The following is a 15,910-nucleotide window of genomic DNA, read 5'->3' on the forward strand; positions in this document are numbered from 1 at the left end:
CCGCGAATGTGGGCTGCGCCTTGATCCGGCGCAATGGGCGCCGCCGCCTCAGGCGCTGAGCGCCTCCTCCACCTGCCCGAGCCGGTCCTTGCCGAAGAACATCTCCTCGCCCACGAAGAAGGTGGGGATGCCGAAGGCGCCCCTGGCGGCGGCGGCCTCGGTGGCGGCCATCAGCTCGGCCTTGACCTCCGGATCCTGGGTCGCCTCCAGCAGCGCCTGGGCGTCGAGGCCAGCGGCGGTGAGCACCTCGGCGACCACGGCGGGATCATCCATCTTGCGCCCATCCTCCCACATGGCGGCCAGCACAGCCTCCATATAGGCCATGCTCACGCCAGCCCGGCGGGCGGCGACCAGGCCGCGCATGATCAGCAGGGTGTTGACCGGAAAGTGCGGATTCATCTGGAAGGCGTTCAGCCCATGGCGGGCGACGAAGCGCCGCGTCTCCAGATTCTCATAGGCGAGCTTGCCCTTTACCTCGGCGAAGGCCTCCACCGGCGAGCGGTTGCCGGTCAGCTTGAAGAGGCCGCCCAGCAGCACAGGCTGCACCGCCACCACCGCCCCGGTGCGCGCCAGGATCGGCGGCAGGGCGCGCCACGACAGGTAGGCGTTGGGACTGCCGAAATCGAACAGGAATTCCAGGGTGGCGGCCATCGGGCGTCTCTCCTTGCTCACCAGCTCTCCGACCAGGGACGAAGATCGAGTTCATGGGTCCAGGCCGAGCGGGCCTGGCGGTGCAGAGCCACATAGGTGGCGGCGATGTCGGCGGGCTTGAGAATGGAGTCCTCGGCCAGGCGCTTTTCGATGTCGGGCATGTTTCCGCGGCTGAACACCCCATCGATGGCCCCGTCCACCACCACATGGGCCACATGGACGCCCTTCGGACCAAGTTCCCGGGCCAGGCTCTGGGCGATGGCGCGCAAACCATGCTTAGCCGCGGCGAAGGCGGCGAACCCCTCGCGCCCACGAACCGAGGCCGTGGCGCCGGTGAACAGGATGGTCCCGCGCCCCCTGGGCAGCATCACCCGGGCGGCCTCGCGTCCTGTGAGGAAGCCTGCAAAGCAGGCCATCTCCCAGACCTTGGTGAAGACCCGGCTGGTGGTCTCCAGGATCGGAAAGCGGACATTGGCCCCGATGTTGAACACCACCACCTCAATGGGACCGACCTCGGCCTCAATGCGGTCGAACAGGGCGGTCATCTCACCCTCCTCCCGGGCGTCCACCCCATAGGCGCGGGCCTGGCCGCCGGCGGCGATGATCTCATCAGCCAGGGCCTGAAGCTGGTCCTCATGGCGGGGCCTGCGGGTGACGCAGGCGACCAGACCCTCGGCGGCGAAAGCCTTGGCGATGGCCCCGCCGACCCCGTCGCCGGCGCCGATGACCACGCAAGCGCCCTTCGGTTGGTCGGCCATGAGGATCTCCGTTCAGATTTCGAACTCAGGTTCGTATTGAATTCGAATGGAGTCAATCGCATCATTGACCGTCAGCAGGAGATCGACCGCGATGAAATGGGATGAACTGGCGCAGGAGCCCTGTTCGGTGGCCCGCTCCCTGGCGGTGATCGGCGACCGCTGGACCCTGATGATCCTGCGCGACGCCTTCCTGGGCGTCCGCCGGTTCGAGGTCTTCCAGGCCAGGCTCGGCATTTCCCGCAGCATCGTCACCGAGCGGCTGAACACCCTGGTCGCCGAAGGCGTGCTGGAGCGCCGCCCCTATCAGGACCGCCCCATCCGCCACGAATACCACCTGACAGACAAGGGCCTGGACCTGCATCCGGTGATCATGGCCATCGTCGACTGGGGTGACCGCCACTATGCCGGCGAGGCCGGCCCCCCGATCCTGAGGCGGCACAAGGCCTGCGGCTGCGACTTCCACGCCGTCCAGGTCTGCTCCGAATGCGGCGAGCCCGTCACCGCCCGCGACGTGGAGGCGAGGCCGGGTCTTGGCGCTAGGGCCGGGGCGCTGGGAAGTCCTGGATGATCAGGCTGGATCACATCGCCCTCTGGACCGACAAAAGGGATGAATTGCTGAGCGTCATCGCCGAGGCCGCCCACGTCGGGATCATGGATGGCTACGCCCCCGGCGGGACCCTGGCGGCCCGCGGCGTTCGCTTCGCCAACGGGCCGTTCCTCGATGTCCACCAGGTGGGGGCCCCGTCGCCGGACGGCGGCCGTCCTTTTCACCGGCTGGTTGGCCTGAACGGCGATATCGACCAGTTGGAACGCCAGGTCGCGGCCGCCGGGCTAAGGGCCAAGGCGGCCCGCCGTGACGAGGCGGCGGATCCGCACCTGGAGGCGCCTTGGGACCTGCTGTCGTTCCGCAAGGGACAGGGGCTGGCCTCCCAACTGTTCGTGATCGCCTACCATCCGGGCGCCCCCACCCTACCCGACTTCGAAAGCCCGCTCTATGACCCCGCTGGGCCGGGCGCCGGTCCGGCTGTTATCTCGCGGGTCTGGCTTCCGGAGACCGATCTGGAGGCGGCGCAGGCGGTGCTCGCGACCTTGGGCGCTGAGTCCCTCGGTCCGGTGACGTCTCGCCTGCCCCCCTATGAAGGCATGGCGTTCGATCTGGGCCCAACCCGCTTGGTGCTCTCCGAGCCCTGGGGTTCGCCGCTCGCCCTGCGGCTGGACATCGAGGCCGACAGCGAAGAGCCGCGTATGCTCACGCCCCTCCCCGAGGTGATGCTGACGTTCAATGAAGCGCCCTAGCGTCGCCGCGCAGGCGCGCGGCGGAGCCTGACGTCCGCTTCACGTCCGCGTCGCGAACTCAGCGTCGCCGGTGGCGGCCACCTGGGCGTCGTCGAACGAGGCGTGGGCCGAGGTGTAGAGCCTGGAATAGAGCCCCTTATTGGCCATCAGCACGTCATGCGGCCCCTGCTCCAGGATGTGGCCCTGCTGCAGGACGATGATCTTGTCGGCGTCGCGGATGGTGGCCAGGCGGTGGGCGATGACGATGCAGGTGCGGCCGGCGAACAGCACCTTAAGCGCCTTCTGGATCGCCTGTTCGGTGAAGGAGTCGATATTGGCCGTGGCCTCGTCGAGGATCAGGATCTGCGGGTCGGCCACCAGGGCGCGGGCGAAGGAGATCAGCTGCCGCTGGCCAAGAGAGATGTTGCGCCCCCGCTGGCCCAGTTGGGTGTCATAGCCCTCGGGCAGGCGCATGATGAAGTCATGGGCCGAGACCGATTTGGCCGCGGAGATCACGTCCTCCCGGGTGGTGCCTTCGGTGTTGTAGCGGATGTTCTCCTCGATGGTGCCGCTGAACAGGAAGGGCTCCTGCAGCACCATGCCGATGTTGCGGCCCAGGGATTCCAGGGTCACGTCGCGCACGTCGCGGCCACCGATCAGCACCTGGCCCTGGTCCACCTCGTAGAAGCGGTGGGCGAGCGCGATGATGCTGGTCTTGCCAGAGCCCGTGGGGCCGACCAGGGCGACCACCTGCCGGGGCTGCACCTCAAAGCTCACATCGTGCAGGACGGGCCGGGCCGGGTCATAGCCGAAGGTGACATTGCGGAATTCCACCGTCGGCTCGAAGTCGGCCAGGGCCTCGGCGCCGGGCTTATCGACGATGGTCACCGGCACATCGAGCACCTCGAAGATGCGGTGACCGGCCGCCATGGCCCGCTGCATGATGGTGTACTGCATGGACAGCATGCGCACGGGGTCGAAGAAGCGTTGCACATAGAAGATGAAGGCGACCATGACGCCGACATCCAGGCGCCCGCCCAGCACCGCATTGCCGCCGATCACGATCACGATGCCCATGGCCAGGCCGGTGAGAACGTCCACCGTCGGCACCATCACCTGGGTCATGGCCGCCGAGTTGTTCTGGGCGGTCATGTTCTCCCGGGCCTTCTCCGAATAGAGTTCGAAGTTCATCGCCTCGCGGCGGCTCTCCTGGACGGTGCGAACCCCCTGGATGTTTTCGGCCAGGGCGCTGTTGGCGGTGGACGAGGCGTCGCGGGCTTCCCGGAAGGTCTTCTTGGAGAAGGGCAGCCAGATGGCCCGGACCACGATCAGGGCCGGGATCACCGTCAGCGTCAGCAGGCCAAGCTGCAGGTCCATGCTGAGCAGGGCGACGGTGATGCCGATCAGGAGCGCGATGTCGCCCACGGCCCCGGTGGTGCTCTCCAGGAATTCCTGCAGGGCGTTCACGTCGCCCTGCAGCCTGGCCATGATCCGGCCCACATGGGTCTTGTCCATGAAGGACAGGGACACGTCCTGGAAGTGGCTGAACATGGAGCGGCGGACGTCGAAGATGACCCGCTGGGCCAGCCGCGAACTCATCCACTGTTCGAGGAAGAAGGCTGCGGCGTTGAGGATCACCACACCCACGAAGATGGCGATGATCTGGTCCAGCCGCGCATTGTCGCCGCCGCCGACCGCGGCGTTCACCGCCTGGCCGATCATGTAGGGAATGGCGATGGCCGTGGCCGCCGAGATCAGCACGGCAATCTGCGCGCCGATGACGAAGGCCTTGTGCGGCTTCAGATAGGGGATGAACCGCCCCAGCACCTTGGGATTGATCGAGGCGAAGATCTCCTCGGCGTCATCGCTGCCCAGGGTGGCCCGCGGGCGGCGCGGCGTCTGCGAGGCGACGTCTGTCCCGCGGTCGAAGACGAAATCGCTCATGCCCGCACCCCTTGGATCTGGTTGGCGACGACTTCAGGGTCGGCGGTCGGCTCCGGCGGGAGATCCTCGGACAATCCGCCCCCGTCGGCCCGGGTCTGCAGGGCGTAGAGCTCGGCATAAACACCGCCGGCCGCCACCAGGCTCTGATGGTCGCCGCGCTCCACCACGCGGCCCTCGTCCAGCACGATGATCTGGTCGGCGTGCATCAGGGAGGACAGGCGGTGGGCGATGATCACCGTGGCCTTGGCCCTGGTGGCGCTGGCCAGGGCGTCGCGGACCTTGCGCTCGGTGACCGCGTCGATGGCGGCGGTGGAGTCGTCGAAGATCATGACGCCCGGCCCCGGCACCACGCCGCGGGCGATGGACATACGCTGGCGCTGGCCGCCGGACAGGGCCACCCCGCGCTCGCCCACCCTTGTGGTGTAGCCGGTGGGCAGGCCGGCGATGTAGTCGTGCAGCTGGGCGGTGCGGGCGGCGCCGACGATGCGGTCCTCCTCGGCCCAGGGATCGGCATAGGCGACATTGTTGGTCACCGTGGTGTCGAACAGGAAGGCCTCCTGCTGCACCAAGCCGATGTATTCCCGCAGGGAGGCCAGGCTGACCTCGCGGATGTCCTGGCCATCGATGGTGATCCTGCCGCCGGTGACGTCGTAGAAGCGGGGGATCAGGTTGGCGATGGTCGACTTGCCGCTGCCCGGCGCGCCGACGACCCCCAGGGTCTGGCCGGGGCGAACCTCGAAGCTGACGTCGCGCAGCACCGGGCGGCCCTCGTCATAGGCGAAGTCCACGCGCTCGAAGCGCAGCACGCCCTGGCTCGGCGCCAGGGGCTGAGCGCCGGGCGCATCGGCGATCTCCGGCTCCAGGTCGAGAACCTCGAACACCCGGCCGCCTGAGGAGGTGGCCCGGGCGGCCGAGGCGAAGATCATGGCGATCTGCCGGATCGGGGCCTGCAGCAGGGTCATATAGGCCAGGAATTCGGTGAGCCGGCCAACCGACATGGCCCCGGCGATCACCTGGTGGCCGCCGTACCAGAGCAGCAGGGCCATGGAGCCGTAATAGCTGAGCGTCATGGCTGTGATCGCCCGGAAGCGCAGGGTGATCCGCTTGAACGAATATTGCAGGGCGTTATCGGCGGCGACGTCGAACTTGCCCATCTCGAAGGCCTTGGCCGAAAAGGCGCGCACCACCCGGATACCCTGGAGGTTCTCCTCCATGGTGAGCGTCAGCACCGACATCAGCTGCTGAACCCTAAGCCAGGTCACCCGCAGCATGATTCCCATCCGCGCCAGCACCCAGCTGGCGAACGGCACGAAGGCCAGGGCCAGGAAGGCCATGGTCACGTCGGTGGAGAACATCATGAAGGCCGAGACCGACAGCAGCATGACCAGCGTCAGGGTCTGCATCATGCCGCCCTGGATGAAGGCCCGCGTCCCCTCCAGGTCCAGCATCCCGCGGGTCACCAGGTCGCCGGAATGGATCTTGTCGTGAAAGCCGAAGGACAGGCGCTGAAGCTGCTGGAAGAAGGACAGCCGCAGGTCATAGGCCACCTTTTGGCTGACCTTCTCGGCCACGTAGCCGCCATAGCCTGTCAGTAGACCCCGAAGACTGGCGGCGCCCAGCACCAGAAGCGCCGTGCTGACCAGGGCGCGCTGCACGTCCTCGGCGCTGGCGGCCTCGTTGGCCAGCAGCAGATGGGCCTGGTCCACCGCCTGGCCGAACAGCTTGGGCAGGGTGAGGCTGAACAGGGCCGCGCCGATGGAGCAGCCGACGGCCAGGGCGACCAGGCCCGGATAGCGCAGGGCCAACCCCATGATTCTGCGCAGGACCCGGGGCATAGCCGAGACGTCAATCGACACAGAATCCGCCGCCGCATCCCTGGGGGAGGGGCGTGAATCACTCATCTGAAAATGTCCAATCTTGGTATGGCGCCATCATGCGGCGCCACCATGGGTCGCGCCACCATCTTTTGACGCGCCCGCCAAATAGTCCGCCCACGTGACATCCATCCCCGCGGGGACGTCGGGACGGCACAGACAAGTTGGCTTCAGGCCGCCTGGGCGTCGGCCTGTGGCGTCAGGGTGACGGGATTCTGCGGCGCCCTGGGCCGGGGACGAATCCGCTCGCCCTTCAGCCAGATCTTCAAGGCCTCCCAGTGGATGGCGCCCATGACGCCGAGCGTCATCCAGGGGTGCGCAAGCCAGGTGGCCAGCAGGCGCCTGTCGTCCAACGGCTGCCGCTGACCGGCGAAGCTGGCCGACAGAAGGAGCCCCTTGGCGTCGGCCACCTCGATACTGACGGCCACACCATCCGTCTCTCCCTGTCCCGGGGGACGGACCTTGAAGGCGTAGGTCAGCTCCATGTCCATGAAGGGCGAGACGAAGAACACCTTCTCGGCGGTGTGCCGCACCACTCCGCTCGGTGCGTCCGTCGCCACTGGGATCAGATAGCTGTGCCTGTCGCCGAAGGTGTTGTTGACCTCATAGAGGATGGCGCTGAGCGCCCCGTCCGACCTGTGGCAGAAATAGACGCTGATCGGGTTGAACACCCCGCCCAGGACCCGGGGCATGCAGAGCAGGCGCACCGGCCCGCCGCCTGTTATGCCGGCCCTGGCCAGATGCTGCTCCACCTGAACCTTCAGCGGTGTGTCGGAGCCGTCCCCGTGATCGCGGGTCTGGAAGCTCATCAGGCCCGGCGCATCGAAGCCGAACAGGCGGAGCCCGCGGGCCAGCGCCGGTCCTTCGTCCAGGTCCAGCAGGAGCATGAAGATGCGGTAGCGCAGGGCGTGCGCCCGGGGCCGCGACCGCCGATGGGCGACGAGGCCGGGATAGAGCGCGCTGGCGCCCTGGCTCACGCCGCGACCTCGGCCGGGGCGGCGGCGCGGGCCGACAGGTGGATGCGGCCGGACTCGTCCTGCACCGACCAGGGCCGGCGGACGCCGCCCAACTGCTCGGCCACGGCCAGGCCTGACTGCAGCCCATCCTCATGGAAGCCATGACCGAAATAGGAGCCGCAGAACCAGGTCCGCTTCACCCCTTGCAGGCCCCAAAGCGCCTGCTGGGCGGCGATCGCCCCACTGTCGAACAGGGGGTGGTCGTAGACATCGGTGCGGATCATCGCCTCTGGCGCGATCTCGCGGGTGGGATTGAGGGTGACGAACAGCTCCGGCTTGGCCGGCAAGCTCTGCAGACGGTTCATCCAGTAGGTGACGCAACCCTCCTGGGGCGCATTGCGGCGACCGATGTGGTTCCAGCTCGTCCAGGCCGCCCGGCGCCGGGGCATCAGGGCCGGGTCGGTGTGCAGCACCGCCAGATTGCGGCTGTAGCGGAAGGCCGACAGGAGCCGCGTCTCCTCCGGCGTCGGGTCTTCCAGCAGGGCCAGTGCATGGTCGCCGTGGGTGGCGATCACCACCTCGTCGAACCGTTCCACCTGGCCGCTCGCCAGGCGGAGATCGACCCCGCCAGCCTCGCGCCGTACGCCGGTGACCCGGACGCCCCTGCGCACCTCGCCCTGGAAGGCCTGGACCAGCTTCTCCACATAGGCGCGACTGCCCCCCTCGACCGTCCGCCAGAGGCCTCGGCCGAACACCTGCATCATGCCGTGGTTCTGGAAAAAGCGGATCAGGGCGGCGGCCGGGTAGTCCCGGATCGCCGCCAAGGGGGTCGACCAGATGGCCGCCGCCTGCGGCAGCAGGTGATCGTCCCGGAAGGCCTGGCAGTACCCCTTCTGCTTCAGATAGTCGTCCAGGCTGGTCAGCGGCGAATCCAGCTCGGCCAGGTCCTTGGGCCCGTTGCGGTAGAAGCGCGTGACGTCCCGGAGCATGCCCCAGTAGCGAGCGCTGAAGAAGTTGCGCTTCTGCGCAAACAGCGAACCTGAGGAATATTCGAACGCCCCGTCGTCGAGGGAGACGCTGAGCGCCATGTCGGCGTCAATGCTGGGCGTCCCAAGGTGCTTCAGCAGGGCGGTGAAGTTGGGATAGTTGTCCTCATTGAAGACGATGAACCCGGTATCCACGGGGATCACGCCGTCGGGGCCGCCAGGGGCGTCGACCGTGTGGGCGTGTCCGCCGAGCCGGCCATCACCTTCGAACAGGGTGACCTGATGGCGGGAGCCCAGGAGCCAGGCGGCGGAAAGTCCGGAAACGCCGGCGCCGACAACGGCGATCCGCAACGGCCTGGAAGTGCTCTCTACGCCCACGGGAACTCCAATCTCTCGTCGGCGACGCCACGGCGGGTCTCCGGCGAGAGGCGATACGGCGCGAATGCGCCTGCGGATGCAGCGAGGGCGACGCATCCGAACCTCCGCCTTGCGCGTAATCAAGGGGACGTCCGGCCCCTCGGTTCCCTTTGATCGCCGGGCCTGACCGCCGTAGCGAGGAACGCCGCCAATGAGTTTCATCAGTTCGACCGTCCAGGCCTTCGAGGGCGCGCCCATTCCCGATGTCATGCGGCGGGCGGCGATCGAACTGCTGGTGGCTAACGCCCGTCGGCAACTGGGTCAGTCCGGGCCGGACGCCGAAACCGCCTTCGCCCAGGACATGGCCCAGAGGCCCATCGCCGAGCATGCCGCCGCGGCCAACGATCAGCACTACGAACTGCCGGCCGCCTTCTTCGAGAAGGTCCTGGGACCGCAGCTGAAATACTCCTCCTGCCTCTACGGCCGGGGCGTCGAGGACCTGGCGGCGGCCGAGGAGAACGCCCTGTCCGAGACCGCCGAGCATGCGGGCCTGGCCGATGGTCAGGAAATCCTCGAACTCGGCTGCGGCTGGGGCTCCCTGACCCTATGGATGGCGCGGGCCCTGCCCAACGCCCGGATCACCGCGGTGTCCAACTCCGCCAGCCAGGGGGCATTCATTCGCGGCCGGGCCAACGCCCTGGGCCTGGCCAATGTCACGGTGGTGACCGCCGACATGAATGTCTTCGAGACGCCGGACGTCTTCGACCGCGTGGTCTCGGTGGAGATGTTCGAGCATATGGCCAACTGGCGCGCCCTGCTCGCCCGGGTGCGGGGGTGGTTGAAGCCCGACGGCCGGGCCTTCATCCACGTCTTCACCCACCGCACCACGCCCTACCGGTTCGATGTGGAGGACGAAGCCGACTGGATCGCCCAGCACTTCTTCTCAGGCGGGGTGATGCCCAGCCATGGCCTGATGGCCCAGTTCCCCGATCTCTTCGAGGTAGAGGCCGACTGGCGCTGGTCGGGCCAGCACTATCAGCGCACCGCGCTGCACTGGCTGGAGAACTTCGACCGCCACGACACAGCCCTGCGTGAGGTGCTCGCCGAGGTCTATGGGGACGCAAGCCCCCTCTGGCGGCGGCGCTGGCGGCTGTTCTTCCTGGCCACCGCCGGCCTGTTCGGCCACCGGGACGGCCAGGAGTGGGGCGTCAGCCACTATCGTCTGAAACCCTCGGCCTGAAGGATCCGACCATGCTGAAATACGTCATCGGCTATCTGGGTACGGGCCTGGCCTTCGCCCTCATCGACGCGGTCTGGCTGACCACCGCGGGGCCAAAGCTCTATCGGCCGACCCTCAACGCGGTGCTGGCCGACCAGTTTTCCCTGCCGCCGGCCATCGCCTTCTATCTGATCTATATCGCCGGCATCATGATCCTGGCGGTCAGTCCGGCGGTGCGCGAAGGCGCCTGGACCCAGGCGCTCACCACCGGCGCCATCCTCGGCTTCCTCTGCTACGCCACCTACGACCTGACCAACCAGGCGACCCTGAAGGTCTGGGCGACTCACATCACCCTGGCCGACATCGTCTGGGGCACGGTCCTGACCGGCGCCTCGGCCACGGCCGGCTTCTTCGTGACCCGCTGGGCCGAGCGCGCCGTCTAGGCCCTGATCCCTCTCCCATCGCCCGCCCTATCCGGCCTCTGTTCGGATCGGGCGGGCGTTGTCGTTGCGGAATTCCGCTGTCATTGTGGCGGCCGATGACGGTTCGGCGGGCGGGCAGGCATATTGCGTCTGCGCCCCTCCGATGAACGGCCGTCCGCAACGATAATCAGATGCGACCTGCGTCCCGAAGCTTCGGACAGCAGGCGTCGGGAGGAATTTGATGGAAGATTTGAAAGAGCGCGTGGGCCTGGAAGACCGGCTCGACCAGGCCGCCGTCACCGGCATGACCATGGCGGTCTGGGCCGATGTCCAGCCTGACAAGCCCGCCGTCATCGACGCCTATGGCCGGACGCGGACCTTCGCCGAGGTGAACGCCAACGCCAACCGGCTCGCCCGCCTCTTCCGTCAGCACGGGGCAGGCCCCGGCGACAGCCTGGCCCTGGTCTGCTCGAACCGGGTGGAATTCATCGAGGTCCTGGCCGCCACCATGCGGGCCGGCGTCCGCATCACCCCGGTCAACTGGCACCTGAACGCCGACGAAATCGCCTACATCATCAACGACTGCGAAGCCAAGGTGCTGGTCGGCGACGCTCGCGTGGCGGTGATGGCCGAGGCCGCCGCCAACTGCCCGAACGCCACCCTGAAGCTGTCGGTCGGCGGCGCCGTCGACGGCTTCGTGGAGTATGACGCAGCGCTCGCGGGCCTGGACGGCTCCGACATTTCCGACCCGGTGCTGGGCAACCAGATGATGTACACCTCGGGCACCACCGGGCGGCCCAAGGGCGTCTTCCGCCCGACGCCGGTGGTCACCCCCTCCAGCATCCTGGCCGGTCGCGGCTATGACGACACCTCGATCCAGCTCTGCGCCGGCCCGGCCTATCACGCCGCTCCGCTGGCCTTCGACGTCCGGGCCGCCATGGGCACCGGCTCGACCCTGATCTTCATGGACAAGTGGGATTCCGAACAGGTCCTGCGCACCATCAGCGAGCAGAAGGTCACCCATCTGCACATGGTGCCGATCATGTTCCAGCGCCTGCTGGATCTGCCGGCCGAGGTGAAGGCCAAGTATTCCGTCGATCACGTCCGCTACATCGTCCACGGTGCGGCGCCCTGCCCGCCGGAGGTCAAGCAGGCGATGATCGAGTGGTTCGGCCCGGTGCTCAGCGAGTACTATGCCGGCTCCGAGGGCGGCGCAGGCTTCACCATCAATTCCGAAGAGTGGCTGAAGAAGCCCGGCAGCGTCGGCAAGCGCCCGGCCCTGCTGCAGGTCCGCATCATCGACGAACAGGGCAATGACTGCCCCAACGGCGTGCCCGGCACCATCTACCACCAGCTGCCCCCCGGCGGCGGCTTCCAGTACTACAAGGACGAAGCCAAGACCCAGGCCTCCCGGGTCGGCGATTTCTTCACCATGGGCGACGTCGGTTATTTCGATGAGGATGACTATCTGTTCCTCACCGGCCGCAGCGCCGAGACCATCATCTCCGGCGGGGTGAACATCTATCCGCAGGAGATCGACAACGAGCTGATCAAGCACCCGGCCGTGGCCGACTCCTCCACCGTGGGCATCCCCCATGCCGAATGGGGCGAGCAGGTGAAGGCGGTGATCATGCTCAATGAAGGCTATGAGCCCAGCGACGATCTGGCCCACGAAATCCTCGACTTCGCCCGCAAGGCCCTGCCCGGCTTCAAGGTGCCCCGCAGCCTGGACTTCGTCACCGAGCTGCCCCGCAGCGAGGCCGGCAAGATCCAGCGCAACAAGGTCCGCGCCCCCTATTGGGAAGGCCGCGCCCGGCAGATCTGATCGCAAGGCCTGCGCCGCGCCGGACCCGCTCCGGCGCGGCGAAACCTTGCGAAAACATCCGTGTTTGGCGTGACCTCGGGGCCCATGGCATGTACCGCCGCCTACAGACCCGCGAGTAACCGCCATGCCGATTCCGTTCATTGACCTGCAGGCCCAGCGCCAGCGCCTCGGCGAGCCCCTGGAAGCCGCCATACTCGAGGTGGTGCGCTCAGGCGCCTATGTCATGGGGCCGCAGGTGGCCGCCTTCGAGGCTGCGCTAGGGGAATTCGGCCAGGCGCCGCATGTGCTGTCCTGCGGATCGGGGACCGAGGCCCTGATGCTGCCGCTTATGGCCTGGGGAGTCGGGCCCGGTGACGCCGTCTTCTGCCCGTCCTTCACCTTTGCGGCCACCGCCGAGGTCGTGCCCCTGGTGGGCGCCTCGCCGGTCTTCGTCGACATCCTGCCCGACACCTACAACATGGACCCCGCCCACCTGGACGCGGCGATCGCCGCGGTGAAGGCCGAAGGCAGGCTGACGCCCAGGGCGGTGATCGCGGTCGATCTGTTCGGCCAGCCCGCCGACTATCCGGCCCTCAGCGCGGTCTGCCAGAAGCATGGCCTGAAGCTGATCGCCGATTCCGCGCAAGGCTTCGGCTGTACGCTGGGCGGCCATCACCCCCTGCACTGGGCCGATGTGGCCACCACCAGCTTCTTCCCGGCCAAGCCGCTGGGCTGCTATGGCGACGGCGGGGCGGTGCTCTCCAAGGACGCGCGCCTGCACGACCTGCTGGTCTCCCTGCGGGTCCATGGCCAGGCGGTGAAATCCGACCTTGAGGGCCGCACCTTCGACCACGATCCCAAATACCTGAACATGCGGATCGGCATGAACGCCCGGATGGACACCATCCAGGCCGCGGTCCTGCTGCAGAAGCTCGCCATCTTCGCCGATGAGATCGACGCCCGGAACCGGGTGGCCGACCGCTACGCCCAGGGGCTGGGTGACGTGGTCCGCACGCCTGAGGTGATCGCGGGCGGGGTCTCGGTCTGGGCCCAATACACCATCGAGACCGACGATCGCGACGGCCTGGCCGCGCACTTGAAGGCCGCCGAAATCCCCACCGCGGTCTACTATCCGATCCCAATCCACAAGCAGGGGGTCTATTCGGGCTATCCTGTGGGACCGGGCGGATTGCCGGCGACCATGGCGGCGGCGGAGCGGGTCATCAGCCTGCCCATGCACCCCTATCTGGAGGCCGACGTGCAGGATCAGATCATCACCGCCGTCCGCGCCTTCGCCGGTCGCAACGCATGAGCGGACCCGCCCTGGACGGAGATCGTCCGACGCCGGATCAAATGGCTGCGGCGTTCGAGTCCCGCGCGCAATCGCGGGACCTGGTGATCGGCGTCATCGGCCTGGGCTATGTGGGCCTGCCGCTCGCCGAAGGCTTCCTGGGCAAGGGTTTCCGGGTCCTGGCCTATGACCCGGACCGAGCCAAGATCGAGGCCCTGAACGGCGGCCGCTCCTACATCAAACACATCTCCGACGACCGGGTCGCCGCCATGGGGGCTACCGGCCGGCTGGAAGCCACCACCGATGAGGCGCGCCTGGCCGACGCCGACGCCCTGCTGATGTGCGTGCCGACGCCGCTTAACGTCCACCGGGAGCCTGACCTCTCCTATGTGGCGGCCTGCGCGACGACCATCTCCCGCCACCTGCGGCGCGGCCAGCTGGTGGTGCTGGAATCCACCACCTATCCCGGCACCAGCGAAGAGCTGATCCGGCCGATCCTGGAGCGCGCCACAGGCCTGAAGTCCGGGGTGGATTTCGCCATCGCCTACAGCCCCGAACGGGAAGACCCCGGCAACATCGACTTCGGGGCCACCACCATCCCCAAGGTGGTGGGCGCCGACACCGACGCCGAGCGACGCATGGCCATTGCGGTCTATTCGCCGCTGACCCAGGTGGTGCCGGTCAGCGACCTGAAGACGGCCGAGGCGGTGAAGCTGACCGAGAACATCTTCCGGCTGGTCAATATCGCCCTGGTCAACGAGCTCAAGGTGGTCTTCGAGAGCATGGACATCGACATCTGGGAGGTGATCGATGCGGCCAAGACCAAGCCCTTCGGCTACATGCCCTTCTATCCGGGGCCTGGGCTGGGCGGGCACTGCATCGCCATCGACCCCTTCTACCTGACCTGGAAGGCCCGGGCGCACGGCGAGGCGACCCGCTTCATCGAGCTGGCCGGCGACGTGGTCGCCGCCCTCCCCCGTCGTGTGGTGGAGGCCGTGGCCGAGTCCCTCTCCAGCCGCGAGGGCAAGGCGGTCAAGGGCGCGCGCATCCTGGTGGTGGGTCTGGCCTACAAGAAGAATGTCGACGACATGCGCGAGAGCCCCTCGCTGCACGTCATCCGCCTGCTGCGCGAGCGCGGGGCGGCGGTCGATTACTACGACCCGCATATCGCCAGCGTGCCGCCGAACGACGAGCATGCAGAGGTGGCCGGCATGACCTCCATCGCCTGGGACGAGGCCGCCCTGGCCGCCTATGACTGCGCGGTCATCTGCACCGACCACGATGCGGTGGACTACGCCGCCCTGACGACGGCCGTGCCCCTTGTCATCGACACCCGCAACGCCATCGGCCGCTTGGCTCCGGGCTTTGTGGATCAGATCCGCAAGGCCTAACCCCTCCGGCGTCATGCTCGCCCTTGTGGCGAGCATCCCTGTCGAGGGCGGGCGCGAGCGTCGCGAGGGATTCTCGGCACAAGGCCGAGAATGACGAAGATAGGTGAGGCGACGTCCGGGCCTGCCGCCCCCCTACTTGAACCAGCAGAGCTGTTCGGTCGTCGCCAGGAGGACGCCGTCGCGGGACCACAGCGCCCCGTGCTGGTCGAAGAAGCCGCTCTCGAACCGGCGGCCCTTGGCCTCGCCCAGGATGAAGTCGCCGCCCACCGCCTCCAGCTCCGCCGGGGTGGCGTGGAAATAGACGCTCATGCTCACGGTCGAAGCCGGCCGCCGCTCGGCGCTGCGATAGAAGATCCGCGGCGCGAACACGTCGGCCAGACCGGCCAGCAGCACATAGTCCAGCGGCCGGGCCTGATGGTCACGCATCCAGTTGCGCGTCAGGCTGTCGGGATTCTCCTGCAGCGGCGCCGAGCCCTGCACCGGCCGCTGCTCGAACATGGCGGTGAAGAAGCCCGGGCGGGTGGGGATGCTGCCGATCTCCTCAGGGGCCTTCACGCCCTCGGGAAAGCTCGCCTCGTGCGTCGAAAAGGTCTCCCGCCGCTGGCCGAGCGTCACCATGGCCATGGCCACCGGCGCGCCGTTCTGGATCAGCTCGGAGGTCCAGAACTCCACCGACTTGCCCTGGCGGGCCGGCCGGGTCGAGAGCTGCAGGGGACTGTCGTCCAGGCCACCCATGAGATTGACGGTCAGGCCCACCGGCGTGCCCCCATGGTCGCTTTCGGCCAGAACCGCCTTCAGCAGCAGGGCGGCGGTCCAGCCGCCCCAGGGGCCGATCATGTTCCAGTAGCGCTTGTCGATCCGGGAATCCCACAGGCGGGGACCGGCCGGGGTCAAAGGCAGGGCTTCGTCGAAATCGTGCAGGCGCACGGGCGCGGCGGCGTCCATGGGAAATCCCTCAAGAAATGCAGGCGCGGCGGGGAGG

The 15,910-nt window shown here is 67.8% G+C and carries 14 protein-coding genes; 7 read left to right on the plus strand and 7 right to left on the minus strand.

From position 1 onward, the window contains the following. Positions 1-48: 48 nt before the first annotated feature. A complete protein-coding gene (locus V7702_RS03230; RefSeq protein WP_335648705.1) occupies positions 49-651 on the minus strand; it encodes a 2-hydroxychromene-2-carboxylate isomerase in 603 nt (200 codons plus the stop codon). A 17-nt stretch (positions 652-668) separates the two neighbouring features. Continuing rightward, positions 669-1,409, minus strand: a complete 741-nt coding sequence (locus V7702_RS03235) for an SDR family oxidoreductase (RefSeq protein ID WP_335648707.1) — start codon at positions 1,407-1,409, stop codon at positions 669-671. Positions 1,410-1,500: 91 nt separating this feature from the next. On the opposite strand from V7702_RS03235, the gene V7702_RS03240 reads away from it, so the two are divergent. Continuing rightward, positions 1,501-1,977 (plus strand): winged helix-turn-helix transcriptional regulator, encoded by a 477-nt coding sequence (locus V7702_RS03240; RefSeq protein ID WP_335648708.1) that lies wholly within the window; start codon positions 1,501-1,503, stop codon positions 1,975-1,977. Then, the gene (locus V7702_RS03245) at positions 1,974-2,705 is read left to right on the plus strand and encodes a hypothetical protein (RefSeq protein WP_335648709.1); all 732 of its coding nucleotides are present in this window, start codon (positions 1,974-1,976) and stop codon (positions 2,703-2,705) included. The genes V7702_RS03240 and V7702_RS03245 overlap by 4 nt, the downstream gene beginning before the upstream one ends. A gap of 39 nt (positions 2,706-2,744) precedes the next feature. On the opposite strand, the gene V7702_RS03250 is transcribed toward V7702_RS03245, so the two are convergent. The 4 genes from V7702_RS03250 to V7702_RS03265 form a co-directional block, all read right to left on the minus strand. Next, positions 2,745-4,628, minus strand: coding sequence for an ABC transporter ATP-binding protein (locus V7702_RS03250; protein WP_335648710.1), 1,884 nt, complete (start codon positions 4,626-4,628; stop codon positions 2,745-2,747). After that, positions 4,625-6,439 carry an ABC transporter ATP-binding protein gene (locus V7702_RS03255; protein ID WP_335648711.1) on the minus strand — a complete coding sequence of 605 codons (1,815 nt, stop codon included), beginning with the start codon at positions 6,437-6,439 and terminating at the stop codon, positions 4,625-4,627. The genes V7702_RS03250 and V7702_RS03255 overlap by 4 nt, the downstream gene beginning before the upstream one ends. A 233-nt stretch (positions 6,440-6,672) precedes the next feature. Continuing rightward, positions 6,673-7,479, minus strand: coding sequence for a DUF1365 domain-containing protein (locus tag V7702_RS03260; RefSeq protein ID WP_335648712.1), 807 nt, complete (start codon positions 7,477-7,479; stop codon positions 6,673-6,675). Continuing rightward, positions 7,476-8,822, minus strand: coding sequence for an NAD(P)/FAD-dependent oxidoreductase (locus V7702_RS03265; protein ID WP_335648713.1), 1,347 nt, complete (start codon positions 8,820-8,822; stop codon positions 7,476-7,478). Before V7702_RS03265 ends, V7702_RS03260 begins: the two co-directional genes overlap by 4 nt. 190 nt (positions 8,823-9,012) lie before the next feature. On the opposite strand from V7702_RS03265, the gene V7702_RS03270 reads away from it, so the two are divergent. The 5 genes from V7702_RS03270 to V7702_RS03290 all read left to right on the plus strand — a co-directional run bounded on the left by V7702_RS03270 (position 9,013) and on the right by V7702_RS03290 (position 14,928). Further along, entirely contained in the window at positions 9,013-10,041 is a 1,029-nt protein-coding gene (locus V7702_RS03270; protein ID WP_335648714.1) for an SAM-dependent methyltransferase, read from the plus strand. An 11-nt stretch (positions 10,042-10,052) separates the two neighbouring features. After that, entirely contained in the window at positions 10,053-10,463 is a 411-nt protein-coding gene (locus V7702_RS03275) for a DUF2177 family protein (RefSeq protein WP_335648715.1), read from the plus strand. Between the two features lie 220 nt (positions 10,464-10,683). Next, positions 10,684-12,267 carry an AMP-binding protein gene (locus tag V7702_RS03280; protein WP_335648716.1) on the plus strand — a complete coding sequence of 528 codons (1,584 nt, stop codon included), beginning with the start codon at positions 10,684-10,686 and terminating at the stop codon, positions 12,265-12,267. A gap of 124 nt (positions 12,268-12,391) precedes the next feature. Then, entirely contained in the window at positions 12,392-13,558 is a 1,167-nt protein-coding gene (locus V7702_RS03285) for a DegT/DnrJ/EryC1/StrS family aminotransferase (RefSeq protein ID WP_335648717.1), read from the plus strand. Further along, the gene (locus V7702_RS03290; RefSeq protein ID WP_335648718.1) at positions 13,555-14,928 is read left to right on the plus strand and encodes a nucleotide sugar dehydrogenase; all 1,374 of its coding nucleotides are present in this window, start codon (positions 13,555-13,557) and stop codon (positions 14,926-14,928) included. Before V7702_RS03285 ends, V7702_RS03290 begins: the two co-directional genes overlap by 4 nt. Before the next feature lie 132 nt (positions 14,929-15,060). Here V7702_RS03290 and V7702_RS03295 read toward each other — a convergent pair whose 3' ends face one another. Next, positions 15,061-15,873, minus strand: coding sequence for a thioesterase family protein (locus V7702_RS03295; RefSeq protein WP_335648719.1), 813 nt, complete (start codon positions 15,871-15,873; stop codon positions 15,061-15,063). Positions 15,874-15,910: the final 37 nt, after the last annotated feature.

This window comes from Phenylobacterium sp., from assembly GCF_036963605.1.
In the GTDB taxonomy this organism is placed as follows: domain Bacteria; phylum Pseudomonadota; class Alphaproteobacteria; order Caulobacterales; family Caulobacteraceae; genus Phenylobacterium.